This is a genomic window from Mesorhizobium sp. P160187 (assembly GCF_057766425.1).
In genome coordinates, this window is sequence record NZ_JBYMDX010000005.1 from 591,296 (window position 1) to 617,650 (window position 26,355).

22 protein-coding genes are annotated in these 26,355 nt (G+C 58.8%); 15 read left to right on the forward strand and 7 right to left on the reverse strand.

Translation table 11 applies throughout. The features are described from left to right. Position 1: 1 nt before the first annotated feature. From rfbC to AC3CCE_RS27610, 9 genes are all read left to right on the forward strand, one after another. Positions 2-556, forward strand: a complete 555-nt coding sequence (gene rfbC / locus AC3CCE_RS27570) for a dTDP-4-dehydrorhamnose 3,5-epimerase (protein WP_352512870.1) — start codon at positions 2-4, stop codon at positions 554-556. 25 nt (positions 557-581) lie between these two features. Further along, positions 582-1,676, forward strand: a complete 1,095-nt coding sequence (gene rfbB, locus AC3CCE_RS27575; RefSeq protein WP_023670704.1) for a dTDP-glucose 4,6-dehydratase — start codon at positions 582-584, stop codon at positions 1,674-1,676. Next, positions 1,673-2,581 carry a dTDP-4-dehydrorhamnose reductase gene (rfbD, locus tag AC3CCE_RS27580; protein WP_023731359.1) on the forward strand — a complete coding sequence of 303 codons (909 nt, stop codon included), beginning with the start codon at positions 1,673-1,675 and terminating at the stop codon, positions 2,579-2,581. Before rfbB ends, rfbD begins: the two co-directional genes overlap by 4 nt. A 28-nt stretch (positions 2,582-2,609) precedes the next feature. Then, on the forward strand, positions 2,610-3,737 hold the full coding sequence (locus AC3CCE_RS27585; RefSeq protein WP_352512866.1) for a DegT/DnrJ/EryC1/StrS family aminotransferase: 1,128 nt from the start codon (positions 2,610-2,612) through the stop codon (positions 3,735-3,737). Then, positions 3,734-4,237, forward strand: a complete 504-nt coding sequence (locus AC3CCE_RS27590; protein WP_023731357.1) for a GNAT family N-acetyltransferase — start codon at positions 3,734-3,736, stop codon at positions 4,235-4,237. Before AC3CCE_RS27585 ends, AC3CCE_RS27590 begins: the two co-directional genes overlap by 4 nt. A gap of 54 nt (positions 4,238-4,291) precedes the next feature. After that, positions 4,292-5,452: a glycosyltransferase family protein gene (locus AC3CCE_RS27595; RefSeq protein WP_084569974.1), complete on the forward strand. Its 1,161-nt coding sequence runs from the start codon at positions 4,292-4,294 to the stop codon at positions 5,450-5,452. Positions 5,453-5,654: 202 nt separating this feature from the next. Next, complete coding sequence (locus AC3CCE_RS27600; protein WP_352512863.1) at positions 5,655-6,470, forward strand: ABC transporter permease; 816 nt, start codon at positions 5,655-5,657, stop codon at positions 6,468-6,470. Further along, on the forward strand, positions 6,425-7,207 hold the full coding sequence (locus tag AC3CCE_RS27605) for an ABC transporter ATP-binding protein (protein ID WP_352512861.1): 783 nt from the start codon (positions 6,425-6,427) through the stop codon (positions 7,205-7,207). The genes AC3CCE_RS27600 and AC3CCE_RS27605 overlap by 46 nt, the downstream gene beginning before the upstream one ends. A gap of 89 nt (positions 7,208-7,296) precedes the next feature. After that, complete coding sequence (locus AC3CCE_RS27610) at positions 7,297-11,013, forward strand: glycosyltransferase (protein WP_352626081.1); 3,717 nt, start codon at positions 7,297-7,299, stop codon at positions 11,011-11,013. A gap of 120 nt (positions 11,014-11,133) precedes the next feature. Here AC3CCE_RS27610 and AC3CCE_RS27615 read toward each other — a convergent pair whose 3' ends face one another. Beyond that, on the reverse strand, positions 11,134-11,757 hold the full coding sequence (locus tag AC3CCE_RS27615) for a class I SAM-dependent methyltransferase (RefSeq protein WP_352512858.1): 624 nt from the start codon (positions 11,755-11,757) through the stop codon (positions 11,134-11,136). 516 nt (positions 11,758-12,273) lie between these two features. Between AC3CCE_RS27615 and AC3CCE_RS27620 the strand changes: the two genes are divergently transcribed. The 3 genes from AC3CCE_RS27620 (at position 12,274) to AC3CCE_RS27630 (ending at position 15,891) form a co-directional block, all read left to right on the forward strand. After that, positions 12,274-14,262 carry an SDR family NAD(P)-dependent oxidoreductase gene (locus tag AC3CCE_RS27620; RefSeq protein WP_352512856.1) on the forward strand — a complete coding sequence of 663 codons (1,989 nt, stop codon included), beginning with the start codon at positions 12,274-12,276 and terminating at the stop codon, positions 14,260-14,262. Positions 14,263-14,401: 139 nt separating this feature from the next. Further along, positions 14,402-15,334, forward strand: a complete 933-nt coding sequence (locus AC3CCE_RS27625; protein ID WP_352512854.1) for a glycosyltransferase family 2 protein — start codon at positions 14,402-14,404, stop codon at positions 15,332-15,334. A 17-nt stretch (positions 15,335-15,351) separates the two neighbouring features. Further along, positions 15,352-15,891, forward strand: coding sequence for a sugar transferase (locus AC3CCE_RS27630; protein ID WP_352498444.1), 540 nt, complete (start codon positions 15,352-15,354; stop codon positions 15,889-15,891). Here the strand turns inward: AC3CCE_RS27630 and AC3CCE_RS27635 are convergent. Beyond that, positions 15,879-16,814: an NAD-dependent epimerase/dehydratase family protein gene (locus AC3CCE_RS27635; RefSeq protein WP_352512852.1), complete on the reverse strand. Its 936-nt coding sequence runs from the start codon at positions 16,812-16,814 to the stop codon at positions 15,879-15,881. The genes AC3CCE_RS27630 and AC3CCE_RS27635 overlap by 13 nt on opposite strands. Beyond that, positions 16,811-18,097, reverse strand: a complete 1,287-nt coding sequence (locus tag AC3CCE_RS27640) for an O-antigen ligase family protein (RefSeq protein ID WP_352512850.1) — start codon at positions 18,095-18,097, stop codon at positions 16,811-16,813. The genes AC3CCE_RS27635 and AC3CCE_RS27640 overlap by 4 nt, the downstream gene beginning before the upstream one ends. 414 nt (positions 18,098-18,511) lie before the next feature. On the opposite strand from AC3CCE_RS27640, the gene cysD reads away from it, so the two are divergent. From cysD to cysQ, 3 genes are read left to right on the forward strand one after another with little or no spacing between them, the layout of a single operon-like run. Then, positions 18,512-19,417 (forward strand): sulfate adenylyltransferase subunit CysD, encoded by a 906-nt coding sequence (cysD, locus tag AC3CCE_RS27645; RefSeq protein WP_352512848.1) that lies wholly within the window; start codon positions 18,512-18,514, stop codon positions 19,415-19,417. Positions 19,418-19,419: 2 nt separating this feature from the next. Beyond that, positions 19,420-21,357, forward strand: a complete 1,938-nt coding sequence (gene cysN, locus AC3CCE_RS27650; RefSeq protein WP_352626082.1) for a sulfate adenylyltransferase subunit CysN — start codon at positions 19,420-19,422, stop codon at positions 21,355-21,357. Positions 21,358-21,367: 10 nt separating this feature from the next. Further along, positions 21,368-22,156: a 3'(2'),5'-bisphosphate nucleotidase CysQ gene (gene cysQ, locus AC3CCE_RS27655; protein WP_352459697.1), complete on the forward strand. Its 789-nt coding sequence runs from the start codon at positions 21,368-21,370 to the stop codon at positions 22,154-22,156. Position 22,157: 1 nt separating this feature from the next. Here cysQ and AC3CCE_RS27660 read toward each other — a convergent pair whose 3' ends face one another. From AC3CCE_RS27660 to AC3CCE_RS27675, 4 genes are all read right to left on the reverse strand, one after another. Next, the gene (locus AC3CCE_RS27660; RefSeq protein WP_352512846.1) at positions 22,158-23,300 is read right to left on the reverse strand and encodes a DegT/DnrJ/EryC1/StrS family aminotransferase; all 1,143 of its coding nucleotides are present in this window, start codon (positions 23,298-23,300) and stop codon (positions 22,158-22,160) included. 296 nt (positions 23,301-23,596) lie between these two features. Further along, positions 23,597-24,520: a carbohydrate kinase family protein gene (locus AC3CCE_RS27665; protein WP_023684582.1), complete on the reverse strand. Its 924-nt coding sequence runs from the start codon at positions 24,518-24,520 to the stop codon at positions 23,597-23,599. After that, entirely contained in the window at positions 24,517-24,963 is a 447-nt protein-coding gene (locus tag AC3CCE_RS27670) for an RbsD/FucU family protein (RefSeq protein WP_023684581.1), read from the reverse strand. The genes AC3CCE_RS27665 and AC3CCE_RS27670 overlap by 4 nt, the downstream gene beginning before the upstream one ends. After that, positions 24,964-26,190, reverse strand: coding sequence for an ROK family transcriptional regulator (locus AC3CCE_RS27675; protein WP_023702241.1), 1,227 nt, complete (start codon positions 26,188-26,190; stop codon positions 24,964-24,966). Positions 26,191-26,355: the final 165 nt, after the last annotated feature.

Consider the following 26,355-nt stretch of genomic DNA (forward strand, 5'->3'; position numbering starts at 1 on the left):
GGTGCTGGAAGTCAGGCAGCTCGGTTTGGACGGCGTGCTGGAAATCGTGCCGAAGCGGCACGGCGATGCGCGCGGTTATTTCATCGAAACCTGGAATGCCGAGGCCTTTGCCGAGGCCGGCATCGATCTGCGTTTCGTCCAGGACAATCATTCCTATTCGGCTGCCGCAGGTGTCGTGCGGGGGCTTCACTATCAACTGCCTCCACGCGCGCAGGACAAGCTGCTGCGTGTAATCAGAGGCCGCATTCTCGACGTGGCGGTCGACATCCGCCGCAGCTCGAAAACCTTCGGAAAATGGGTCGCGCTCGAAATATCGGCCGAGAGAGGCAACCAGATCCTCGTGCCGAAGGGTTTCGCGCACGGTTTCGTCACGCTCGTGCCGGACACCGAGGTTCTGTATAAGGTCACCGACACCTATTCGCCGGCGCATGATCGATCGATCCGTTTCGACGATCCTGATATCGGCATCGATTGGCCGTCGCCGGTCGGCGCCTTCGAGCTCTCGGCCAAGGACCTCAAGGCGTCGGCGCTTGCTGAGGCCGAGGTGTTCGCATGACGCGCGACGATGTGAGGAGAGCGCCATGAATTTTCTGGTGACAGGCGGTGCCGGCTTCATCGGCTCGGCCGTGTGCCGGCATTTGTGCGCCAATCCGGCCTACCATGTGACCAATCTCGACAAGCTCACCTATGCCGGCAATCTGGCCTCGCTGCGCACCATCGAGAATGCACACAACTACAAATTTGCGCAGGCCGACATCTGTGACGAGCGGGCGGTTCTCGACATCCTCCACCGCGACGAGATCGACGTCGTCATGAACCTCGCCGCCGAAAGCCATGTCGACCGCTCGATCGACGGACCCGGCGCCTTCATCGAGACCAACATCGTCGGTACCTACCGGGTGCTGAATTCGGCGCTCGAATATTGGCGCGGCCTTGACGAGGACAGGAAGGCGCGCTTCCGCTTCCACCATGTCTCGACCGACGAGGTGTTCGGCGATCTGCCCTTCGATGGCGGCATGTTCGTGGAGGAGACGCCTTACGCGCCATCCTCGCCCTATTCCGCCTCCAAGGCCGCATCCGACCATCTGGTGCGGGCCTGGCACGAGACGTACGGCCTGCCGGTCGTGCTCTCCAACTGTTCGAACAATTACGGGCCTTATCACTTCCCCGAAAAGCTGATCCCGCTGGTCATCCTCAACGCGCTCGACGAAAAGCCGCTGCCGGTCTACGGCGCTGGCGCCAATGTGCGCGACTGGCTGTTCGTCGAGGATCACGCCCGTGCTCTGGAACTGGTCGCCACAAAGGGCCAGCCCGGCGAAAGTTACAATGTCGGCGGCAATTCCGAGCGTACCAACCTTGGCGTCGTCGAGACGATCTGCGGCCTGCTCGACATCAGGCGTCCGCGCAGCGGCGGCAGGAGCTACCGCGATTTGATCAGCTTCGTCACCGATCGGCCCGGCCACGACCGCCGCTATGCAATCGATGCCTCCAAGATCGGCCGGGATCTCGGTTGGGCGCCGGCGGAGAGTTTCGACAGCGGCCTTGCAAGGACCGTCGACTGGTTCCTCGACAACAAATGGTGGTGGGGACCGATCCGCGAGCAGCGCTACGCCGGCGAGCGGCTGGGGCAAGTCCGGTCGCGCGGCCAGGTTGAAGGCAGGAAGGGCGCGGCGTGAGGCTGGTTGTCACCGGACGCGAGGGTCAGGTCGCTGCCAGCCTGCTGGAGGCCGGGCAGAGGCGCGATGGCATCGAGGTCGTCACCCTCGGCCGCCCAGTGCTCGATCTGGCGCGGCCCGATACGGTGTTCGACGCACTCGCGGCAGCGCGGCCGGATATTGTGGTGTCGGCTGCCGCCTACACCGCGGTCGACCAGGCCGAGGACGAGCCCGATCTTGCCTTCGCTGTGAACGCCGTCGGCGCCGGCAAGGTCGCCGAGGCGGCCGCGAAGCTCGGCGTGCCCGTAATCCATCTGTCGACCGACTACGTCTTCGATGGCACCAAGGACGGCGCCTATGTCGAGACCGACGCCACCGCACCGCTCGGCGTCTACGGCGCCTCCAAGCTTGCCGGCGAGCTGGCCGTGGCCGCCGTCAATCCGCGCCATCTGATCCTGCGCACGGCCTGGGCTTATAGCCCGTTCGGCAAGAATTTCGTCAGGATCATCCTTGGGCTCGCCGCCAACCGCGACGAGATCGCGGTGGTTGCCGACCAATGGGGAAATCCGACCTCCGCTTTTGATTTAGCTGACGCGATCCTGGTTTCGTCGGCGGTCCTGCATGGCGACAGAAGTTTTGCTCGCTTTGGCGTGTATCATCTCGTGGGAACCGGTGACACTAACCGGAGTGGCTTCGCGCATCATATCCTGGCTACGAGTCGAGCGCTTGACGGGCCCTACGCTGCGGTGAAGGAGATATCCACGCGTGACTACCCGACCAAGGCGCTGCGCCCGCGAAATTCTCGGTTATCGACGGCGGAGTTCGAAGGCACATTCAACTGGACGGCACCGGATTGGCACGGTTCCACCGTAGACGTCGTATCCCGTCTTTTGATCGCGGAGACGAAATGCACGCCAACCCTATGAACCAGCAGGCGCTACCGGAGCACATTTGATGTCAGTTCAGCTATTTGTACCGAATTTCCGTATTGAAGAATGCCTGTCGGAAATCCGTGAGTGCCTTGAAAAAGGATGGACAGGTCTTGGCTTCAAGACTGCGGAGTTTGAAACGGCGTGGAAGAACTATACCGGCATTCCGCATGCCCACTTCCTGAATTCCAACACGGTTGGACTTCACCTGGCTTTTGAGCTTTTCAAATCCAAGCACGGATGGAGCGACGACGACGAGGTTATCACGACGCCGCTGACTTTCGTTTCGACCAATCACGCCATCCTTCAGACAGGCCTCAAGCCGGTGTTCGCAGACGTTGATGAATACCTCTGCCTCGACCCCGAAAGCGTGCTCAAGCGGATCACGGACAAGACAAAAGCGCTGATCTTTGTCGGCATGGGAGGCAATACGGGCCGCTATCAGGAGATACTGGAGATTTGTCGCGCGCATGACATCAAGCTGGTGCTCGATGCGGCTCATATGTCAGGCACACGGGTCAACGGAACGCACATTGGCGGTGATGCCGATGCGACGATATTCAGTTTTCAGGCCGTCAAAAATCTTCCCACAGCCGATTCTGGAATGATCTGCTTCAAGGAGGCAGAGGATGACGAGCGAGTTCGTAAGCTGACTTGGTTGGGGATCAACAAGGATACATATGCTCGCACGGCCGCTCAGGGCGCCTACAAATGGATGTATGACGTCGAGGAGCTTGGCTACAAGTATCACGGCAACTCCATCATGGCCGCGATTGCTATCGTGCAGCTGAAATATCTTGATGTCGACAACGCGTTCCGGCGTCAGCTGGCATTTTGGTACCGTCACCATCTTGAGGGTCACAACCACGTCAATGTAGTGCCGACCGTGGATAGTTGTGAGTCTGCCCAGCATCTTCTCCAGATACGCGTTCAGAACCGCGATAATCTGATGCTTGCCCTTAACGAGCACGGTGTCTATCCCGGCGTTCACTATCGTGACAACACCGACTACCGGATGTACGCCTTCGCGGCAGGTACCTGTCCAAATGCTTCGGCGGCAAGCAAGGAAATCATATCGTTGCCGCTGCATCTTCGCATGAGCAAGACGGATGTGGACTTGGTTTCCGAACTGGTTCTCAAATACGCCCAATGAAACCGCAAATCGCCCCTTTCGGAGACGGCACGGTTATCTTGAGGCTCGTGGAGGAGCGGGATCTCGAGACAATCCTTGCCTGGCGCAATCGTGACGACGCACGCGTCTGGTTCAACACATCCGACAGGATCAACCTTGCCGCGCATATCGCCTGGTACAAAAGCTACCTCAAAAAGAAAAATGATTTTTTCTTTCTGGTGGAAGCGAATGGCCACCCGGTCGGCCAGTGCGCCATTTACGATATCGATGAGAATACCCGGAGCGCGGAAGTTGGCCGATTTCTAGTCGCGCCAGAAATGGCTGGCAAAGGCTATATCGGCCGCTCATGCGCGGAAATCGTCCGCTTCGGCACGCAATTCCTGAACCTCTCCTATCTCTTCCTTGAGGTTATGGAGCAAAATACAAAAGCCATTCGCCTTTACATACGCGAGGGGTTTATTGAGGAAGGCCGTTCCGATGGCTTGATCCGCATGGGCTTGGGTCGAGGTAGAACTCCATGACCGCGAGGCGCAATTTCATGCTAACGCCTCCGCGCCGGGCTATGTGAGCTCGACATGGCCAGGATCCTAATGATCATAGAGGCAAAAATTGCCACTACATATTTGCTTGAGCAAATCATGGAGGCCTGTCGGGCTCATGGCGTCGATCACGAAGTAAAATTCATGACCGAACTTCAGGTAGGTGACTTTTCACCAAATACAATTCCAATGTTTGTAAGGTGCGCCGACTCACAGGCTTCGGCATGGGCAAAACTACTCTCTGATGCGGGCAGGCCATATGTGTACTATATCGATGATAATTTTTGGAGAATTGTTGGAGACAATCCTCTCGCATTGTATTATCGGCATCCAACTGTCAGGAAATCGTTGGAGTTTATGGTTTCTCATGCTGAGACCGTTATCGTAAACTCCCCCGAACTGGCTAGGTTCGTATCAAGTTTTAATGCCCGCGTGACGGTTCTGCCGTCGTTTTTCGATTTTTCACTCATTGACGGCCCGTCTTCGGTTTCTACTGACGAAATCCGAATCGGCTTTGCGGGAAGCCCTTCGCGGGTTGCTGATTTGAGTTTGATATCGCCGCTTATTCAGCCGATCCTGGAGAGATTTCCAAAAACGGTATTCGAGTTCGCCGGTGTCCTTCCATGGGGAGTCAAGGCCGGCGCACGAGTTCGGTTTTTTCCGCACACTGGCGACTACGGCGCCTACATCAAATTCCAGACTTCGAGAAATTGGGCGATTGGCTTGGCACCTCTGATCGACCATGAAGCAAACCGCAGCAAGACAGATAACAAGTATCGTGAGTATGGCGCCCTTCGTATAGCCGGGATATACTCAAACATTACTCCATACAAAGACGTCGTAAGGGATGCACAAACAGGACTTCTCGTTGACAATACCGAGAAAGCGTGGCTGGATGCGATATCAATGCTGGTTAAGTTGCCGGAAAAACGAAATGAATTGATTGGTGTCGCATTTGATGACGCTAAGAAACGATATAATTTAAGTACGGTCTCCCAGAATTGGGCTGACGTATTCATTCAAATGGATGGCCGTCGTCCGAAAAATGTAAAAAAGCTTAATTTGAGAAAAGTTAGGTGGGGGAAATTATGGGGGAGATTCGAAAGGTATAGAGTACACTTTATGGTGAACTATCGAGATGGAGGGTGTTTTCTTATCACCCAGAAAATAATTCGAAAAATACTGGTTCGTGCCTAGTGCTTTATGTCAATCGCATGGGGCGCTCATTTGACAGGTTATCCGGCCACATGATCTTTTGCGAATTGGCAACGCGCCCATGGGCTTGCCGTCTCCATCTGCAGCATCTCGCCGGTCACGGTCGGGGAGCACTGCAACGCGATGCTGAAATCACCCTCCATGGCGGCGCGACTCAAGCGAAACGGCAAACTCGGTACTGCTCATGAAACACAGCTATTCAAGTGCGGACAAGAACAGGCTGCTCCGTGACGTCTTGCGCTCGCTTCTGCTTCATCGCGTCTGGTTTTTTATCGGCGTGCAAGACATCAAGCGTCGCTATCACCGTTCGTTCATCGGTCCGCTGTGGATTCTGCTCAACCTTGGACTCTATGTGGGGGCTATAGGTTTCGTTTACGGCGTCATGTTCGGGCAGGATCTGGGGGCCTTTCTTCCTTACCTGATGCTGGGTTTCGTTATCTGGGGGTTGATTTCCGCCTCCATCATCGATGCTGGCATGGTTTTCATAAATGCGGAGGGCTATATCAAGCAGTTCTCATACCCAAAGCAAATATACATTATGAGGACTTTAGTAAGTAGCAGTATGAATTTTGTAATTGGCCTGTTCGCTATCGGAATATTGCAGATTGCGCTTGGTATTTTTGAAGTTACCGGATGGCTTACGGCTGTTCCTGGTCTATTTATGTTATATATTGCCCTGATTGGTCATATCACGATATTCTCCTACCTAGGTGTTGCTTTTCGAGATCTTCCGCATGCCTTATCTGGTGTTTTGCAGGTCCTGTTCTATCTGACGCCGATCGTGGTTCCTGCCAGTGTTCTGAAGGATCACGGCCTGGAGCTCGTCTATATGATTAACCCCATCTACCATTTGATCGATATCGTGCGCCATCCAATTCTGTATACAAGCTTCGCTCCGCTTTTTTCATACGAATTTGTGGCTGCCTATATTCTGATCTTGTACGGGATTGCTTGGTGCGTGGCTTCGCGGTTGGACAAAAAAGTGGTGTTCCTCCTTTGACGCAGAACTTCATACGACTGCATAACGCCGGCGTAATTTTCACCGGCGATATGAATACCGATGGGCTGATAGGCTGGTTGACCAGGAGACGCAGCGCGGGAGCGGCTCCCGGCGCCTATGCGGTTGAGGCCCTCAAGAATGTCACTGTTGCTATCGAGCAGGGCGAGAGGGTGGGGCTTATCGGCCTGAATGGGGCGGGGAAGAGCACGCTGTTGAAGGTGATGGCCGGCATCTACGCGCCGACCAGCGGAGTCGTCGAAACCGAAGGGCATGTTTGCCCGATGTTCGAGTTCGCAACCGGTTTCGAGATGAATCAAACCGGCCGGGACAACATCCGCATCCGCGGCTTGCTGCTTGGCATGACGCCCGATGAGATCGAGGCGAAGCTGCCGGAGATTGAGGAGTTTACGGAGCTTGGCGAGTTCCTGGGATATCCCGTTCGGACATATTCCGCGGGTATGTTCATTCGCCTCGCATTTGCTGTTTCAACGAGCATAAACCCGGAAATATTGCTTATAGATGAGGTGATGGGCGCTGGAGATATTCGTTTTGCGAAGAAGGCAAAACGTCGTATGTTTGAATTTATGGAACAGGGTAAGATTCTTGTTTTCTCATCTCATAACTTTGATTTGTTGAAGAGTTTTTGCGCAAGAACTATCTGGATAGATAAGGGAATAATTGTTATGGATGGCGACACATCAGAGGTGATATCTGGATACGAGGCCTCGCAGCGATAAACTGTCTGCCTTGCGGCGGAGTAGAGCGGAGATCGACGTCACGTCGGCTTGTACGCGGAGCTCAATAGATATTTGAATTCGGAGGAAATATGAGATTCGGTGATTGTGGCCACGATCTTTCCATTAGCCACATCGACAGAAGGCGGTCGGTACCAGAAGTGACGGCGATCCTTCCTACTTTTGCGCGTGCTAACGGGTCCTTGCGGCTTTCAATTGAGAGCGTGCTTTCGCAAAGCTATGGCGATTTCGAGCTGATCATTGTGGATGACGGTTCGCGCGATGGAACTGCCGATGTGCTGAGTGAGTACCAGCTTGCCGATCCACGGGTCATCATACATTCGTACAAGCACAACAGTGGTCTTCCAGCCTTGCGCGTCAATCAGGCCGCGCTTCACGGTCGCGGCAAGTACATTGCCTATCAGTTTGATGATGATCTTTGGACGGAGGACAGCTTAAAGGTGCGTATGGCTTGGCTTGGGCGTCAAGCTGTTCCAAGCGTCGCCTATGGTAGCTGCGACGCCTATCGTGCGACGGACAAAGGCGATGTCTTTCTGCGGGTGCTTGGGCAGGAGTTCAATTATGGACTCCTGCTGCATGGCAACTATATCGCAAACAACTCAGTAATTCACCATGCTGCTCTTTTTGAAAGGCATGGCATGTACGACCCTCACGTGGCGGCCAGGCGATACTCGGACTACGATCTCTGGCTTCGTTTCGGAAGAAGTGCTCCCTTTCAATGGGTGGATGCGACGTGTTCGATCGTTCGCGCCGACATGGAGAACTCGCTTGGCCGGGATGTGCGGTCAGATTTTACCCGCACCTTGAAATACCTGCAGCTTGCGCGAGACAATCAGCTGAAGCCTGACAATATTGCTGGCTATGATCTGATTGGCGCCGAACATTGGAGGAACAGATTCTCGAAGTCCGAGATACAGAGGTACTATAGAGAAGAGGCTCTGCCGTTTGTTTCGAGATATAATGACTACTGTAGCCCCTCAGAGCTGGCCGTTGCCGCATCCGGGGCTATGCAGCACAAGCGTATACTGGTGACGAAGCCTGATTACAGCACGTCTGTGGATGTGGCCGTTCGTAATTTTGAGAACCTTGAAAATCAAAGAGGCTTTAGCAGTACCTTCGTAAGGGAGCGAGATGTACGGCACTTCGACACGTCGGACACGGACATCGCCATCCTATACCGTACTGTGGGTCCCGCAGAGCAACTGTTGGCTGGTAAGGGGCGAAGGGGCATTCCGTGTGCCTATTTGATGGACGACAACATGCTTCGCTTCCATGAAGTGGGGGCAGAACATTCCTCTATCGCGCCTGGTACGCCTGGATACCGAAGCATAGTGACGCAGATATCCGCAGCCGATGCTGTTATCGGGTACAGCGATGAAATTATTGACGATTTTGGAGAGTATAATCGCCATAGGATTAGACTTCAATCCAATATACGTCGTCGTTATATTGAAAAACGAGAATACGGGAGGTCTGGAAAATTTCGAATAGCGATTTTTAGCAATAAATTTCGAGGTGTTATTATCGCAAAAATCTGGGCTGGGCTACAACGTGTGGCGTCAGATTATAAGGATGACGTCGAATTTCACTTCTGGGGAATCGATCCGCGTGATTTCCCTGCTCTGGAGTGCGATGTCTATTTCAAGCCGTTCACCCATTCATATGACAGCTATCTTGCTGAACTAAGCAGCACTTATTTCGATATTTCGCTCACGCCTCTTGAGGGTGAGACACGTGCTGAACGGAGTAAGAGCCCTGTCAAATTGTTAGAATCGGTCACGGCAGGTGCGATTAGCGTAATGAGTAATGTGGCGCCGTATAGCCGCTTGCCCGATTCGGTTTGTGTCAAGGTGAGCAATCGACCTGATGACTGGGCAAACGCGATTGAAGGTCTGATCAAGATGAAGGCCGAGCAACGCGACAAAATATTGGAGAAGGTTCGTAGATATGTAGAAACCCATTATACCACGGAAAATCAATACTACGATTTTTATGGTGCGCTCGCCGCGACAGCACTTCATTCGCGTTTGAAGGATAAGGCAATTCTCTATGGCTTTCATGAGGCCGCGCTGGGAGGAGCAACCCTTCATTTGCTGCGGCATGCGGCGCTGGTATCTTCTTTCGGTTTCGACGTTGTGGGTTTGGTTCCGCAGGACGAGAGGTTTGGACCAGAATTTGCTCGTCTTTGGTGCGCGGCAACGAAGGATGCTCCGCTGTTGGAGGAGAACTGGCAGAACGGAATGAATGGTGTCGATGCGTCGAAAATCCGGTCGCTTCATGAGAGAGATCGGGAGGGTGCCCAACGCATTGGCGAAAGATTAGCTGGGCTTAATATAGGACTTCTTCACTTCGCAACCTGGCAGCCAGCTATGACGGCGCTTGGATTCGAACTTGGGGTTCCAGTTGTCGCTAGCGTTCATCAATACTATGAGGGCGCCAATACGACGGGCTTCGCCCATGCAATTCATTGCTCCTCGGCGACACATGGGGAGCGGTGGAAGAAAGAGTCTGGGGTCGCCGTGCGCCGTATCGTCTGCCCCGTCGAAGATATCTATCTCTCGCTATTCCAAGCACAGGAGGTTCGGAACTTTTCCATACGAGATCCGCTGCAGATAGTGGTTTCGGGAACGTTGCAGCCTCGCAAGAATCAACTCGCCGCCATCAACGCGGCCGTGCTTCTGCGAAAGGCTGGGCACAACGTTACTGTCCACGTGATCGGTTACGATGACCTTCATGTTGAGTACGCCAAGGAGTGCCGCGATTATGTGGCGGAACAAGGTCTGGAAAACCACGTCATCTTTCATGGGTTCGTTTCCGATCCGGAACGCTTCTACGCAGGCTGCGACGTGTTGCTCATTTCCGCCCTGGACGAATCTATGCCGCAGACGATGCTTCAGGCTATGGCGTCTGGTGTCGCTGTTATCTCGCCCAGTGTTGGCGGCGTATCCGAATTGATCAAGCATCGTTACAACGGGTTGATTGCCAAGGATACGTCCCCCGAGGAACTGGCGAATGCTGTTATGGAGTTTCTTGGATATCCAGTTGTGCGGCGATCTGAGATGTTAAGAAGTGCTTATCGGACGATAAGCGTCCTGGGACGTTCAAGCTATGTCCGTGCCGAATTGATGGATCTCTATGGGGCAGCCTTCAGCAAGGCGGCGTCCGAGAAGTCGATCGAGGCGGTCGCTGATGTCTCGATGGCTCGACCGGACGTGCTCCCAGAGAGATTTGAGCCCGCTGTGGTTTCCACAATTGCCAGGCTCCATTCGGAGGTTGAAGCTCAACATTTCTCACGTCCACTCAGGCTTGCGAGAGCCGTTAACTGGCGGACGAGCGAAATGTGGGACATGGTTTCTTCCGTTTTCGCTCCGCTTGACCTTTTCAGCCGCCAGCACTTCGGCCGCATGCGACGTGATGAACTGCGTCTGAGCGAGGATCTCTCGAGCATATCTTATAGAGAATATACCGTTCGTTTCGCGCTTACCTCCCTATCGGTTGTCCATCTTGGCATCGTGCCACTTATTCGGACGCAGGCAGGGCTCATAGGCATAGAGATCGTGTCCAGCAATGATAAGATTATGGGTTCCGTGACCCGCTCACTCGCCGATATTGAAGAGGGCCTCCCCGCAAGATTTTCGTTTGACACGCCTGTTCGTGATCTTCAGGCGGGGTGGCGGCTCAGAGTTTTCGTGCGCGAAGCGGACGTACCGGTCACCATCTATGAGGTGGTGCGGCCACCGGTGATCTACGGCGCACTAAAGCGTTTTCCCTTCGCTAGATTCGAGTAGCTACGGTCGCTGCGTCTAAAGCGAGTGACGGAGGTTGCACGATTTGGATGAGCGCGCAGCGTGATGTGCATACAATCCGTGACCAGTGGAGCGCATTAGCCAATTCGCGCTTAGCAATTGTCAAGAATGGCGCGTGACAATGTATGCTTGGCCCCCGGAGCGAAGGCTAACGGTCTCAATTTCGCCTAGGTCCCTTGGCCCTATGGCACGGATAATTTTCCGAATAAAAGCATCTGAATATCGTCGGTGTAAAAACTGAACGCCGCCAATCGTCTCGTAATTTTCCTCTATTTCCTGTTCGTCGCTTGGCCAAGTTGTGAAGATGCAGGTCTTCCGCGTGACACGAAGCAATTCAGCTACGAACTGGTCTATCTCAGGAATGTGGCCGAGCACCTCAAAACACAGAACCACATCGAATTCCTCCTTTCCGAAAGCAAGATCATAACCATCACCTAAAATAAATTCGCCTTCTGGGAAATTGCCTATCGCTTTCTCCAGCATTTTTATAGATGAGTCGATACCAATATATCTGGAATCGCTAAGTATACTATTGGTGAGTTTTTCGTAAATGAGGCCGGTCCCGCAGCCAACTTCGAGAATGGAAGGTGCATGGGAATCAACATGATGCGATACTATGTGGACTAGCTCTTCGCGATGAGCATCTTCGGTTGGGCAATTCTGCCAGATCGACTGAATTTCATCTGCAATTCCATCAACATCCCAATTGTCCCAAGCTCGAACCATGGGTCACTTCCTCTGATTTGAGTGTCTGGTCGACGATACCAGCAGCCTCCGCTAGCCAGTAATCTAGGATTTATCAGGGCACGGCTTCCCACATGGACGCCGGTCGCATGGAATGCGGATTGTCTCCGGCCGGCTTGGCATATAGTATCTGGCTGTTGGCTCGCCTCCAGCCTTTGGTTGCGCCTCCTGTCGCGCGATATGCGCCACAGGCGGGTTGGGCATGACATCTCGAAATCTCGACCGTTCCATCGCCGGTATTATAGCGATCGAGGGCTGACGTATCCACGGGCTGGCTTGAGATCACTCCTCAAAAGGGTGGCTGTTTGAGCGCCCGATTCATCAACCGGACGTGCCATCCAAAAAATATCTGGCGGTAACCGCAACTCCGCGCTATGCGATATTGGGCAGCGGGGGCTGGGGATTGGCACTCTAATCAAGTGGTGGATGGCGGGTTTCCGTCGCTTTTGCACCAACGTTAGTGTCCATGTCCTTGCGCCTGGAGTTCAGTACTACCCAATGACATCCTATGTAGAGGTCGTGTCCGGACTTCGGCCGAAGATGCGGCGCGCCATTATAATGATCCAGGACCTGGTCATGGTCCTGGTCGCGGTGGCGCTGAGTCTGGGGCTTTCGCAGTCGAGACTTTCATTCGACGCGCTCTCCACGGCCGGCCTGGCGTGCTGGGCAAGTATTGTTTTTCTCAGCCACATGCTGTTTCGCTATTGCGGCCTCTACAACACCGTGTGGCGTTTCGCCTCCACGCCGGACTTCTTCAACATCCTGAAGAGCTGCGCCATCCTGACCGTCACGCTCTATGTCGTCTCGCTGGCGGTTCGATCGTTTCAGCCGGTGACCGGCCTCAACGAGCGCCAGTTCATCGTCTTTTTTCTCGTCTCCTTCACCATCATATCGGCGCCTCGGCTCTATTACCGGTTCCTGCGCGACGGGGCGAGCTGGCGAATCCTGAGCCGCAACGCAAACAATGCGGCGATCAAACAAGCGCTGTTCGTCGGCAGGCTTGGCGAAGCAGACGTCATCATCCGCTTCACCCGCACGGCCGAGCCGGCCGAATATTCCATCGCCGGCATCATGGCCATCGAGAACGGCGCGCCGTTGGGCACGCAGATTCAGGGCGTTCCGGTGGTGGCCGTGCGGCCCCGCCTGGTCGAGGTCCTCGAAGAATATGCAAGAGGCACCAAAAGCCTCGACATGCTGATTTTCGGCAATGGCACTGAACGCGAGATCGAGGAATATTCGGAACTGGTCCGTGTCGCCCGTCACAGCGGCATCGCCGTCGTCCAGTTCTCCGGCGTTTCGGAGCTCGGCCAGGGCGGAAAGCTGGTACTCGACGCTGTCGAGATGGAAACCATCCTGCGCCGCTCCACAGTTGCTTCCGATATGGAGCGGATCGGCGGCTTTATCGGTGGCAAGCGCGTCCTGGTCACCGGCGGCGCCGGTTCAATCGGTCGCATCCTGGTCAAGCGGTCGCTGGAACTTGGCGCCGAGGCGGTTCTGGTCGCCGATATCTCGGAGTTCGGTATTTTCCAGCTCGACCAGCAGGTTGACGAAAAGGACCATGTCCGGCTCAAGAGCCGCATCGTCGATGTCACAGACCGGCGCCAGATCACCCGCGTCGTCAGCGATTTCAAGCCCGACATCATCTTCCATGCCGCCGCGCTCAAACATGTGCCGCTGCTCGAGGAAAATTGGGAATCGGCGATCCAGACCAACATTTTGGGCACCCTCGTCTGCGCCGAGGTTGCCGCCAAATGCGGGGTGCCGCAGTTCCTGCTGATTTCCAGCGACAAGGCGGTCGATCCGACCTCGGTGCTCGGCATGACGAAACGCGCCGCCGAGCAGATCGTCTCTTCGCTGCACGAAACGCACGCCACCGGGCCTAGCGGCCGTCGCTCCGGCACCAAGTTCATCGCCGTGCGGTTCGGCAATGTCTTCGGCTCCAATGGCTCGGTCGCCACCATCTTCCAGGCGCAGATCGAGGCCGGCGGTCCGGTCACCATCACCGATCGCCGCATGACCCGCTACTTCATGACGGTGGCCGAAGCCGTCGACCTCGTCATCATGTCGGCGGCCGACGCCGAGCGGCGCCAGGGCAAGGACGACTACGCCATCTACATGCTCGACATGGGCAAGCCGGTGCCGATCCTCGAAGTCGCTGAAACCATGATCCGCATGGCCGGCAAAAGCCCCTACACCGACATTCCGATCCGTTTCACCGGGATCAGGCCGGGCGAGAAGCTTCACGAGGTGCTGCATGGCGGCAATGAGGAGATCGTCGCGCTGGATATCCCCAAGATCTTCGGCCTCAGGACCGATGTCGTGGGATGGCCCAAGGTCCAGGCGGCGCTGACATCGCTGCAGGCGGCCATGCGCGATCAGGACAAGGCCTCGGCGCTCGCCGTCATGGCCGCCCTCTATCAGGCGGAAGAGCCTCCAAGTGACGCACGCCGGGAAACCGTTGCGAAAACAGTCGGGCAAGCTGGTTAGAGCAATTCCAGGAAAAGTGTGGAGCGGTTTTCCCGTCCGGGATTGCGTCAAAACAAAGAGCCTGTCCTGATCGACCGGGATTGGCTATTGAAACCGATCCGATGGCCGTTCCCAGGCGTTTGCAGATGATTTTGAACCAGTGAGCAGACAAGATCAGCGCGTGGCCGTGCTGCTGGGCACGAAAGATGGCGCGGCTTTCCTTGACGAGCAGCTCGCGTCGCTGGCTGCGCAATCGCATCCTGTTGTCGACCTATGGGTTTCCGACGACGGTTCGACAGACGGCACTTCGGCCATTATCGGCGCCTGGCAGAGCCGCTGGTCCAAGGGCCGGTTGACCCTGTCGAATGGTCCTCGCCAAGGCTTTGCCGCCAATTTCCGCGGGATGATCATCGATCCGCGCATCGAGGCCGACTACTACGCCTTCTGCGACCAGGACGACATCTGGGAGCCGGACAGGTTGGAGAGCGCCATTGCCTGGATGCAAGGGCACGATGCCGGAACGCCGCTGCTGTTTTGCTCCAGGACCGCGACCATGTCCGAAGCCGGAGCAGCGCAAGGGTATTCGCCGCTGTTCCAGCATCCACCCGCATTTCGCAATGCGCTTGTGCAAAGCATTGCCGGCGGCAACACGATGATGATCAACCGCGCCGCGCGAAAGTTGCTGGCAAAGGCATCGGCAAGGACCGAGTTCGTCAGCCATGACTGGTGGACCTATCTGATCGTCACGGCTGCCGGCGGCATTGTTCGCTATGACCCGCGACCGCTGGTGCGCTACCGCCAGCATGAGGCAAACCTGGTCGGCGCCAACGTGTCGTGGAAGGCGAGGCTGTCGCGGCTGGGGCGCCTCTTCAGGGGCGAGTTCGCCGTCTGGACCGATCACAATCTGAGCGGCCTGGCGGTCAATCGCGACATCCTCACGAGGGATGCCGCCGCCTGTCTCGGCCTGTTCATCAGGGCGCGAAAGGGCGGTATCTTGCGACGCCTGCGCCTTCTCCGGAAAAGCGGCGTCTACCGGCAGACGCTGGCTGGTACACTTGGGCTCTATCTGGCCTTCATCTGGCGGCGGATCTAGAGCATGCTGAGATGGCCATGAGGGGACCCAAGCGAGCTTTCGATCTCGTCGCGGCGGCGGTTCTGTTGCCGCTAACCTCGCCCGTCACCCTGCTTGCCATACTGGCAATCAGGCTGTCGTCGCCCGGACCGGCACTCCTCTCCCAAACTCGCGTCGGCCAGCACGGGGTGCTGTTTCGCTGCCACAAGTTGAGGACGATGGTTGTGGGAACGCCGTCTCTGCCCTCGCATCAGGCGCCGGCAAACTCCGTCACCGCCGCCGGTAAGGTGCTGCGAAAATTCAAGATCGACGAGCTGCCGCAGCTCTGGAACGTGCTCAAGGGCGAGATGAGCCTGGTCGGACCGCGGCCGTGCTTGCCCACGCAAACGGAATTGATCGAACGCCGCAGGCAATTGGGTGTGCTTGCCGCACTTCCGGGCATTACCGGGCTGGCACAGATGAAAGGCATCGACATGTCGGATCCGAAACTCTGCGCCGAAACGGATGCCGAATATCTCAGGGGGGCCTCGATCGGACTCGACGTCAAAATCCTGCTTGGCACAATCTACCGGACCTGACGGGCCTGTCGTGCAAGTTCCTCAATCCGGCCGAGCGTGTCGGTTTCCGGCATCCAGCCTTCCGAGATCAGCAGTGACGGGTCGCAAATCTGTGTCGCCATGGAAGCGTCGTACGCTGCTTTTCCGCCAAGCAGTGTGGCGAACAGCCTGAATGGCCAGGCCGGCACAGGAACGAGCCGGGTCGGAACGTCGTATCCGTGCCTGAATGCAGTCAAGATTTCGAACATCGCAACGGGGGAAGCATCGCCCAGGACATAGGTCGGGCGCGGTGGCGTGGGATGAGTCAAAAGATGCGCCACGGCGCCAGCCACCGCGTCGCGCGATATCAGCGAACGAACTGCGGTGAAAGCGCCTAAGGGCAATGGTAAGGCAATGGCGGCAGCCCGCATCATTCCACGCAGGTTTCCCTTCATGCCTTCGCCATAGACCGGCGGCAGGCGCAGCGCCGTGGCATCGGAGGGCCTGGACGCATAGGCTTCCAGTGTCTTGATCTCGCCTTCGCGTTTCGAGCGCCCGTAGGCGCATTGCGGGGCAGGGAGCGTCGCCTCGCTGATCGTTCCGCTGAAACCGGGACCGGCTACTGCCCGGATCGACGACAGATAGATGAAGCGCCCGCTTGTCCGCGAGGCGGCCGCGCGCGCCAGCTGCGCGGTCAGTGTCGCGTTGGCTGCCATGAAGTCGGCTTCGCTCGCCTTGCGGTCATTGTTGAGCGCCGCACAGTGGACGACATGGGTGATATCTCGCATCAGCGCCTGGTATGCCTGAGCCGGTGCGTCGAAGTCCGGCAACAAAACCGCATCGCTCACGGGATCGAGCCGTTCCGGGTGGCGCGATGCCATGCGCACCCCGAACCCGGCTTCGCGCAGCTGGTTGACGACCTGCCTGCCGATGAAACCCGTCGCGCCTGTGACCAGCACTTTCACGGCCGGCTTGCCTGGGGCGCCGGGGCCTGTTGTTCCGGCAGCATTTGTTGCCGGCCCGATGCAAGATATGTCCCGGACACCAGAAACACCATCAGTGTGGCATCGAGGATGTCGTGGCCGACCAGGATGCCGGTCAGGCCGCCGATGAGGTAGGTGATCGCAGTGACGACAATCATCGTGGCGCCGAACCGCTCGATCGCGTCCGTGCTGGTGCGCAGCACGATGGCCGCGTTTCTCGCGGCAACGAAGAACACAGCCGCGAGCGTTACGGCTCCAAGCAGCCCGGCCTCCACCAATGCAGTCAGGAAGCCATTGTGAAAATGGCTGAAGCCCGTGGACGGCATGTGGAACTGATTGTGGAATCCATCCTTTATCAGCTCACGGCTTGCAGCAATGCCGTGACCGAAAATCGGCATGTCGTGGAAGGCGCTCAGCCCAATCTGCCAAAGTGCTGCGCGCAAGCCGAGCGCGGTCGTGTGGTCGCCCTTCGTGGCGAGCGCATCCCAGTCGCTGAACAGGAAGGCCGCGCGCTCGGAAATGATGGGGAGACCAATGACCGCGATGACGATGCCGATCGCGCCCGCAATCAGCAAAAGCCGAATGGCGTTTCTGTTGTTGAGCTTGCGACGGTTGATCAGCAGGACCGCGATGCCGGCCACCAGCATCGCCAGCCAGATGATCCGCGACCCCGAATAGACAATGTCGACCGCGCCGGCCAGTGTCGCGCAGGCCAGCAACGCCCTGTTCTTTTCGACACCCGATAAGGCGCCTGCCAGGCACATCATCATGCTGAGGCAGGCGACGGTCGCGAACACGATCGGATTGCCGGCGCCGCCTTCGGCCCGTATGCCCAGCCCGTGATATTGCACGACGGCCAGCAGCAGGGCGCCAAAACAGGCGGCGGCGCTCGCCAGCACGACGATGCGCGTCAGCGTGGTTTTCTCGGTGATGCTCCAGGTCGCGTATGAGACCGGGAAAAACAGGAAGGTGATCAGCCCTGCCAGATGCGGCGCATCCCTGGCGATCGAATTGTTGACGATGGAGGCGAGCACGCTGGCTGCGCAATAGGCATAGATGGCCACCGTCATCGCGGTCATCGGCCGGTCGATGTTGAAACGCCGTCTTTTCAGCGCAAGCAGAAGCACCGACCACAGGCCGCCGCCATTGAACAAAAAGCTGACCGCCGATCCCAGTACCGGCGGGAAAAAGAAGCACAAAATGGAGAAGGTGACGTTGATCCGTGACGGCGAAACGTGCTGCTTGATGGCGGAGATCGGGGTCAATGCTCTGGTTCACAATGCGCTGGGTCGCGTGGCGACGGACAATGTTTGGCGGCGGCATTTGCGGCATGCCGCCCGGCGCAGGTTCAGGAGCCGGTATAGCGGCTGGGTGCGGTTTTCGAAAGTGCGACGAGGTCGGGCCGGCGTTTCTTTCGGTCCAGGCAAGATTTTTCCCGGCCTTTGAATGCTATCGCTCCGTCGGGCAGGAATTTTCGGATTCTAGGCTTTTCATGGAAAATTCGTTGCCGATCGGTGTGGCCGCCGGCCTTTCCAGCGTTGTTATATCAGGTGGCGATCTGCTAGAACGCCGGCACGAACCGATAGTGTCCAGCAGTGAAGCTTGAACCGGGCGGCTGAAAAGGACGCCCGATCCATCTGATGCAAGGTCTGGATTGCACGAGAGAACGCTCACAGTCCATGAACATCGCGCTTACGCACCTGCAGCGGCTCGAGGCCGAGTCCATCCACATCTTCCGTGAGGTTGCCGCCTCCTTCTCCAAGCCGGTGATGCTCTATTCCGTCGGCAAGGATTCCTCCGTGCTGATGCATCTGGCAATGAAGGCCTTCTATCCGGCCAAGCCGCCTTTCCCCTTCCTGCATGTCGACACCACCTGGAAGTTCCGCGAGATGATCGCCTTTCGCGACCAGATGGCGCAGAAGCTCGGCTTCGACCTGCTGGTCCACGTCAATGAAGACGGCGTGCGCGACGGTATCAACCCCTTTGACCATGGCTCGAACACCCACACCCATGTCATGAAGACGGTGGCGTTGCGCCAGGCGCTCGACAAATACGGCTTTGACGCTGCCTTCGGCGGGGCTCGGCGCGACGAGGAGAAGTCGCGCGCCAAGGAGCGCATCTTTTCCTTCCGCAACGCCCAGCATGTCTGGGACCCGAAGAACCAGCGGCCGGAGATGTGGAAGATCTTCAACACCCGCATCGCGCCGGGCGAATCGATCCGCGTGTTTCCGCTGTCGAACTGGACCGAGCTCGATATCTGGCAGTACATTCTGCAGGAAAACATCCCGATCGTGCCGCTCTATTTCGCCAAGGAGCGGCCGGTGGTCGAACGCGACGGCATGCTGATCATGAAGGATGACGGTCGCATGCAATTGCGCCCCGGTGAGACGATGGAGAACCGTCTGGTGCGTTTCCGCACGCTCGGCTGTTATCCGCTGACCGGCGCCATCGAATCCGACGCCGACACGCTCGAAGCCATCGTCGGCGAGATGCTGACGGCGCGCACCTCCGAGCGCCAGGGCCGCCTCATCGACCGCGATGAAGCCGGCTCGATGGAAAAGAAGAAGCGCGAGGGATATTTCTGAGCATGCGCCATATCCTGGCCAAGAGCCTCGCTCCCACCGACGGCGTGCGCGAATACATGGCGGCGCAGGAGAAGAAGTCGCTGCTGCGCTTCCTCACCTGCGGCTCGGTCGACGACGGCAAGTCGACGCTGATCGGCCGTCTTCTGTCCGACACAAAGCAGATCTTCGAGGACCAGCTCGCCGCACTCGAGCGCGATTCCCGCAAGCACGGCACCACTGGCGACGACATCGACTTCGCGCTTCTGGTCGACGGCCTCGAGGCCGAGCGCGAGCAAGGCATCACCATCGACGTCGCCTACCGCTTCTTCGCCACGCCCAAGCGCAAGTTCATCGTCGCCGACACCCCCGGCCATGAACAGTACACCCGCAACATGGCGACCGGCGCATCGACTGCCGATCTCGCCATCGTGCTGATCGATGCGCGCCAGGGTGTGCTGCGCCAGACCCGGCGCCACTCGATCATCGCTTCGCTGCTCGGCATCCGCCATATCGTGCTTGCCGTCAACAAGATCGACCTCGTCGATTTCGACCAGGCGGTGTTCGACCGTATCGTCGAGGATTACCGGCAGTTCTCGCACGAGCTCGGCTTCCAGACGATCGTGCCGATCCCGATGTCGGCCCGCTATGGGGACAATGTCACCAGCCGCTCCGGCAAGACGGCGTGGTATTCCGGCCCGTCGCTGATCGAGCATCTCGAAACCATATCGGTCGACGAGGCCGCGGTCGAACTGCCGTTCCGGTTTCCGGTGCAGTATGTCAACCGGCCCAATCTCGACTTCCGCGGCTTTGCCGGCACCATCGCGTCCGGCTCCGTCGCGCAGGGCGACGAGGTGGTGGTCGCCAAATCCGGCAAGGCCTCGCGGGTCAAGCGCATCGTCGCGCAAGGCGGCGATCTTGCCCAGGCGGTGGCCGGCCAGGCCATCACCCTTGTGCTCGATGACGAGGTCGAGGTCTCCAGAGGCAACATGCTGGTGTCGCCGGCGGCACGGCCGCAGGTCGCCGACCAGTTCGCCGCCAACATCGTCTGGTTCGACGAGGCAGCGCTGCTGCCGGGACGCTCCTATATACTGCGCACCGAGACCGACCAGACCAGCGCCACCGTCACCGACCTGAAATACCGCGTCAACATCAACGACTTCGCTCGCGAGGCGGCGAAGTCGCTCGAGATGAACGAAGTCGGCATCTGCAATATCTCGACCCGGGCGCCGATCGCCTTCGACACCTTCGCCGACAACCGCGATACCGGCGCCTTCATCCTGATCGACCGCATCACCAATGCCACGGTCGGCGCCGGCATGATCCTGCATTCCTTGCGCCGCGCCGAAAACATCCATTGGCAGTCGCTCGATGTCGGCAAGCGCGGCCGCTCCGACCTCAAGAGCCAGCGCCCCGCCGTATTCTGGTTCACCGGTCTTTCCGGCTCGGGCAAGTCGACCATCGCCAATCTGCTTGAGAAGAAGCTGTTCGCTTCGGGGCGTCACACCTACATTCTCGACGGCGACAATGTCCGCCACGGCCTCAACCGCGATCTCGGCTTCACCGACGCCGATCGGGTCGAAAACATCCGCCGTGTCGCCGAAGTGGCAAAGCTGATGGCCGATGCCGGGCTGATCGTCATCGTCTCCTTCATTTCCCCCTTCAGCGCCGAGCGGCGCATGGCCAGGGAGTTGATGGCCGACGGCGAGTTCGTCGAAGTGTTCGTCGATACGCCGTTCGAGGAATGCGCCCGACGCGACCCGAAAGGCCTTTACGCACGGGCGCTGAATGGCGAGATCAAGAACTTCACCGGCGTCGATTCCCCGTATGAAGCTCCCGAAAATCCCGAAATCCATCTCAAGACACTCGGCAAGACGGCCGAGGAGATGGTAGAGGCTCTGGAACACTGGCTGAATGAGCGCGACATTGCCGAAGACCAATATGACAGCGGCGGCGGCATCTGACGACGAAGTGATGCTCGACGTGTTCGAGCGCCTGGCGCTCGAAGCCGGACGCGAGGTGATGCGGGTCTTCAAGGCCGGCTGCGCGGTCGACAGCAAGTCGGACTCCTCGCCGGTCACGGAAGCCGACCGCGAGAGCGAGACGATCATCCTCGCCGGCCTGCGTGCGGCCTATCCCGATGTTCCCTGCGTGGCCGAGGAAGAGGTCGCCGAAGGCATTGTGCCGCCCGATCTGGATGGCGCCTTCTTCCTGATCGATCCGCTCGATGGAACGAAGGAATTCGTCAACCGCCGGACCGATTTCACCGTCAACATCGCGCTTGTCCGGCACGGCGTGCCGGAGATCGGCGTCGTCTTCGCACCGTGCAGCGGGCGGTTCTTCTCTGGACGGCCGGGCTGGGCCGAAGCAATCGAGGTCGATGGCGACTTCCGTATCGTCGGCCGCCGGCGGATTTCGGTCAGGAGGGCGGTCACGCCGCTGGCGGTCGTTGCCAGCCGCTCGCACAACACCCCGGAGACCGAAGCCTTCATCAAGGATCTCGGCGCCGCCGAGATCGTCTCGGTCGGCTCATCGCTGAAATTCTGCCTGCTCGCCGCAGCCGAAGCCGACATCTATCCGCGCTTCGGCCGCACCATGGAATGGGACACGGCGGCCGGCGACGCCGTACTGCGCGCCGCCGGCGGCATGACGCGCACGCTGGACGGCGAGCCGCTCACCTATGGCAAGCGCAAACAGAGCGACGACGAGGATTTCGCCAACCCGCATTTTATTGCGAGCGGGAAGGCGGCGGACGCGGCGTAACTTACGCCGCCGCTACATGCGCCGAGTTCGAGCCAATGTAGTTGCGGATCGTCTCGATGATGCGGTCCTGGTCGGCTTCGCTGAGATAGGGATGCATCGGCAGGCACAGGATGCGCTTCGGCAGTTCCTCCGAAACCGCAAGCCCGGTCGGCGTGCGCGGATAGTCGCGATAGGCGACCTGCTCGTGCAGCGGCTTCACATAATAGATCACCGAAGGGATGCCCTTTTCGCCGAGATGCGCCCTCAACCCTTCGCGCTTCGGCGTCTCGATGGCGTATTGCGCCCAGGCCGAGCGGCCACCGCCCAGATTGCGTGACGCCTTGACGATGTCGCCGAGACCTTCGGCGTAGCGCTTGGCCACCACCTGGCGGGCGACCATCTCGTCTTCGAGGATGGCGAGTTTCTCGATCAGGATCGCCGCCTGGATCGTGTCGAGGCGTGAATTGATGCCGACGCGGACATTGTCATACTGCGTCTCGCCCTTACCGTGGAACGCAAACGAGCGCAGCTGGTCGGCCAGCGCGTCGTCATTGGTGAACATCGCGCCGCCATCGCCGTAGCAGCCCAGCGGCTTGGCCGGATAAAAGCTGGTCGAGCCGACATGGCCGAAGGCGCCGCACATTGTGCCGTCGGCCGAACCGCCGATCGACTGCGCCGCATCCTCGATCACCAGCAGCCCTTCGCGCCTGGCAATCGCCATGATCGCCTCGTAGTTGGCGGCAAGCCCAAATAAGTCGACGGGAATGATCGCCTTCGGCTTCAGCCGGCCTTCCTTCTTGATCATGGCGATCGCCGCCTCGAGGCTGGCTATGTCGATGTTATAGGTCTCGGCCTCGACATCGACGAACACTGGTTCGGCCTTGGCAAGCGCCACCACTTCCGCCGTCGCGGCAAAGGTGAAGCTCGGCACGAACACCGCGTCGCCGGGGCCGATACCGGCGGCAAACAGCGGCAACAGCAGCGCGTCGGTGCCGTTGGCGCAGGCCACGACATGCTTGGTGCCGATATAGGCTGCGAGCTTGTTTTCGAATTCGGTGACTTGCGGTCCGAGGATATAGCGGCCTTCCTCGACGACATTGTCGATCGCGGCCTTCAGCCGGTCGCGGATACGTTCGCGCTGCGCGCCAAGATCGATGAACTGCATGTCGGCCTCAAAACGGTGTGGTGCGGGCTGCCCCGGGGACAATGACACGCACAGAAACAACAACTTAACCGGGCCGCTGGTACCAGAGTTGGGCCGGTCTAGAAAGCCGGACCGGCCGCGGGACGGGTTGTCTAGGTGTCGCAGCCTGTTACTTCAGGCTTTCCCTGCATTGCCGCAAGATGCCGGAAATCCGGGCTTCGCCGCCTATTAATCCGGCTGATCAGTCCGTCTTTCCGGCTCGCGGAAACATAAAGTGATCGGCTGCTTGCAGCGGCTGGCGGCGGACTAAGCGTGGATCAGGCGATTTCGTGCCGCCAGGGCGGGTTGGCGCCGGCCCGCGACACGGTCACCGCCGCCGCTTTGGCGCCGAGCGCCAGCGCCTGACGGATGGCGTCCTCCGAAAGGCCGCCGATCCCGGCCTTGGTGAGCAGGCCTTGCTCGTGCAGCGAGGCCAGAATGCCGGCATTGAAAGTGTCGCCGGCGCCGACCGTGTCGACCACCTCCACCTTATGCGGCATCACCGTGACCTTGTGTTCCCTGCTGTAGCCGACGGCACCTTCGCTGCCGTGGGTAACGACGATCAGCTTCGGGCCGCGATCCAGCCAGTTGCGGATGACGTCCTCATGCGAGCCGGCCTCGCCGAACCAGTGCAGATCCTCATCCGATAGCTTCACGATGTCGGCCATCGCCATCATCGAGCGGATGCGCCGGAGGTGCTTGGCTTTGTCGGGGATGAAGTTCGGCCGGATGTTGGGGTCGAGCATCATTACGCGGCGTTCGTGCTCGCGTTTCATGAATTCTTCGTAGGCAGCACCCGCCGGGTCCGAAATCAGGCTGATGGCGCCAAACAGCATGGCTTCGATCTCGGCGCCCAGTTTCGGCAGATCCTCTGTCGTCAGCATGCGCCCGGCGGTGTTTTCGTCGTAGAAAGTGTAGGTCGCCTGGCCGTTGGTGAGCCGCACGAAGGCGAGCGTGGTCGGGCGAGGGGAGGTGTGCGCATAGGTGGAGCTGACCTTGCTTGCGCCGAGCGCCTCGCGGAACTGGCCGCCGAACAGATCCGACGACAGGCCGGAAAAGAAGCCGGCGGGCGCGCCGAGGCGGCCAAGCGCGATCGCCGTGTTGAACACCGCGCCGCCGACATAGGGCGCAAAGGCCGGCTCGCCCTGTGTCGTGGTGCGCGGCAGCATGTCGATCAGGGCTTCGCCGCAGCAGAGGATCATGATTTCTTGTTCTCCGGCGGATAGATCACGCCCTTGCGGATGATGATGTTGGCGTAGAGCCGGGGTTCGCTGGTCCCGACGATCGCATATGCCGACCGGACGCGTGCATAGAAGTCGGCGCCCGCCAGCGCAACCACCTTGCGGCCCGGCGCGCGCCTGGTGCAGATCGTTTCGATTTCATGGTGGACCGGATCGGCGACCGAGGGATCGCCTTTTACCGAGGCACGAAACAGCGCTTCCGGCACGAAGTCGTCCACCGGCAGCACGCTCAAAATGGCGTCAAGCACCGGTATGAGGTGAAGACCGTCGGCGCGGATCAGCCGGTTTGCCTGTTCTTCCGCCGGATAGTTGCCGTCGACGAGCGCGATCTCGTCGCCATGGCCCATGGCGCGCAATGTCGCCAGAAGCTCCGGACCGAGCAGCGACGGAATACCGATCAGCATTCAGATGCTCCTGGAAATCGTGGTCGAACCGATGAGGAAGCGTTCGGACAGCGGCAGGCTGGCGCCGCCCAGCGCGCGGGCATGGATGCCGACGGTGCCTTCGCGCACCACCGGAAGCTTCAGCCCTTCGCCATCGATCGTACCGATCGCCTGCCTGATCGCATCGACGAGCCGGCGCCGGACAGCGAGCGGCATCCAGCCGTCGATCACCGCGGCCTCGAAATCGATCACCGAGGACGCCGATACGATGGCATAGGCCAGCGCCTGAGCGGCATTGGCGATCCAGTCGTCGAGCTCGTGACCGATCTCGCCCCAATCCTCAGGCGACGTCCACAGATGCGAAGCCTCGACGCCGCGTGCGTTAAGCGCCTTTTCCAGCATGGCGATCGAGGCGACGTCGATGAGCTGCGTCGGCTTGCCGTCCGGCCCCGGCACCGGCATCGAACCCAGCGCCCCGGCATTTCCGGTTGGCCCGCCGAACAGCCGGCCGTTGAGCACGATGCCGCCGCCGGCAAAGGCGCCGATATAGAAATAGACGAAGTCGCGCGCCCCGCCGGTCTGGCCGAACACCAGTTCGGCGCCGCAGGCGGAGGTGGCGTCATTCTGCAGATAGACCGGGAATTCGCACTGCGCCTGGATGTCGGCACGGATGTCGCGATGGCGCCATTCGTCCATGATGTCGCGCGGCGCGCCGGCGGTGTCGGCCCAGTTCCACAGTTCGAACGGCATGGCGATGCCGAGCCCGGCAATGCGCTTGTCCTGCGCAGGTGTCAGTTCGGCGCGCATCGTCTTCATGCCTTCGGTGACGAACTCAACCGTCTCGCGCGGCGCCGGATAGCGGTAGGAGTGCTGCAGCATGGAACGCACAGTTCCGAGGAAATCGATCAGCACCAGTTCGGCGCTGCGGCGGCCGATCTTGAGGCCGATGAAGAAGGCGCCTTCGGGGTTCAGCGCCATCGGGATGGAGGGCTGGCCGATCTTGCCGCGCAACGGCGCCTGGCGCAGCAGCAGGCTGTCTTCCTCCAGTTCGCGCATGATGACCGAGACAGTCTGCGCTGAAAGCCCGGTCATGCGCGCAATGTCTGATTTGGCCAAGCTGCCGTGCTGGCGAACCAACGACAGCACCAGCCGCTCATTGTGGTCGCGCATGCCGCTCTGGTTGGTGCCACGGTGGAGACGGCTGGCGGCCGCCTCGGGCGAACCGTGCCTCGCAATGCCGGTCTCCACCCTTGTTCCTTCCCTTGGTTTATTCTTACTGCTTTTGCGGCAGAATGAGTGAACCGCGCAAAGCTGTCAATAATAAATAAGAGTGATTTAATTATTGACAGGCGGCTCCCGCTGGTGTCATTTGAGGGCGCGTCCACACTGGGAGAACTTCAGTGGATGCGCTCA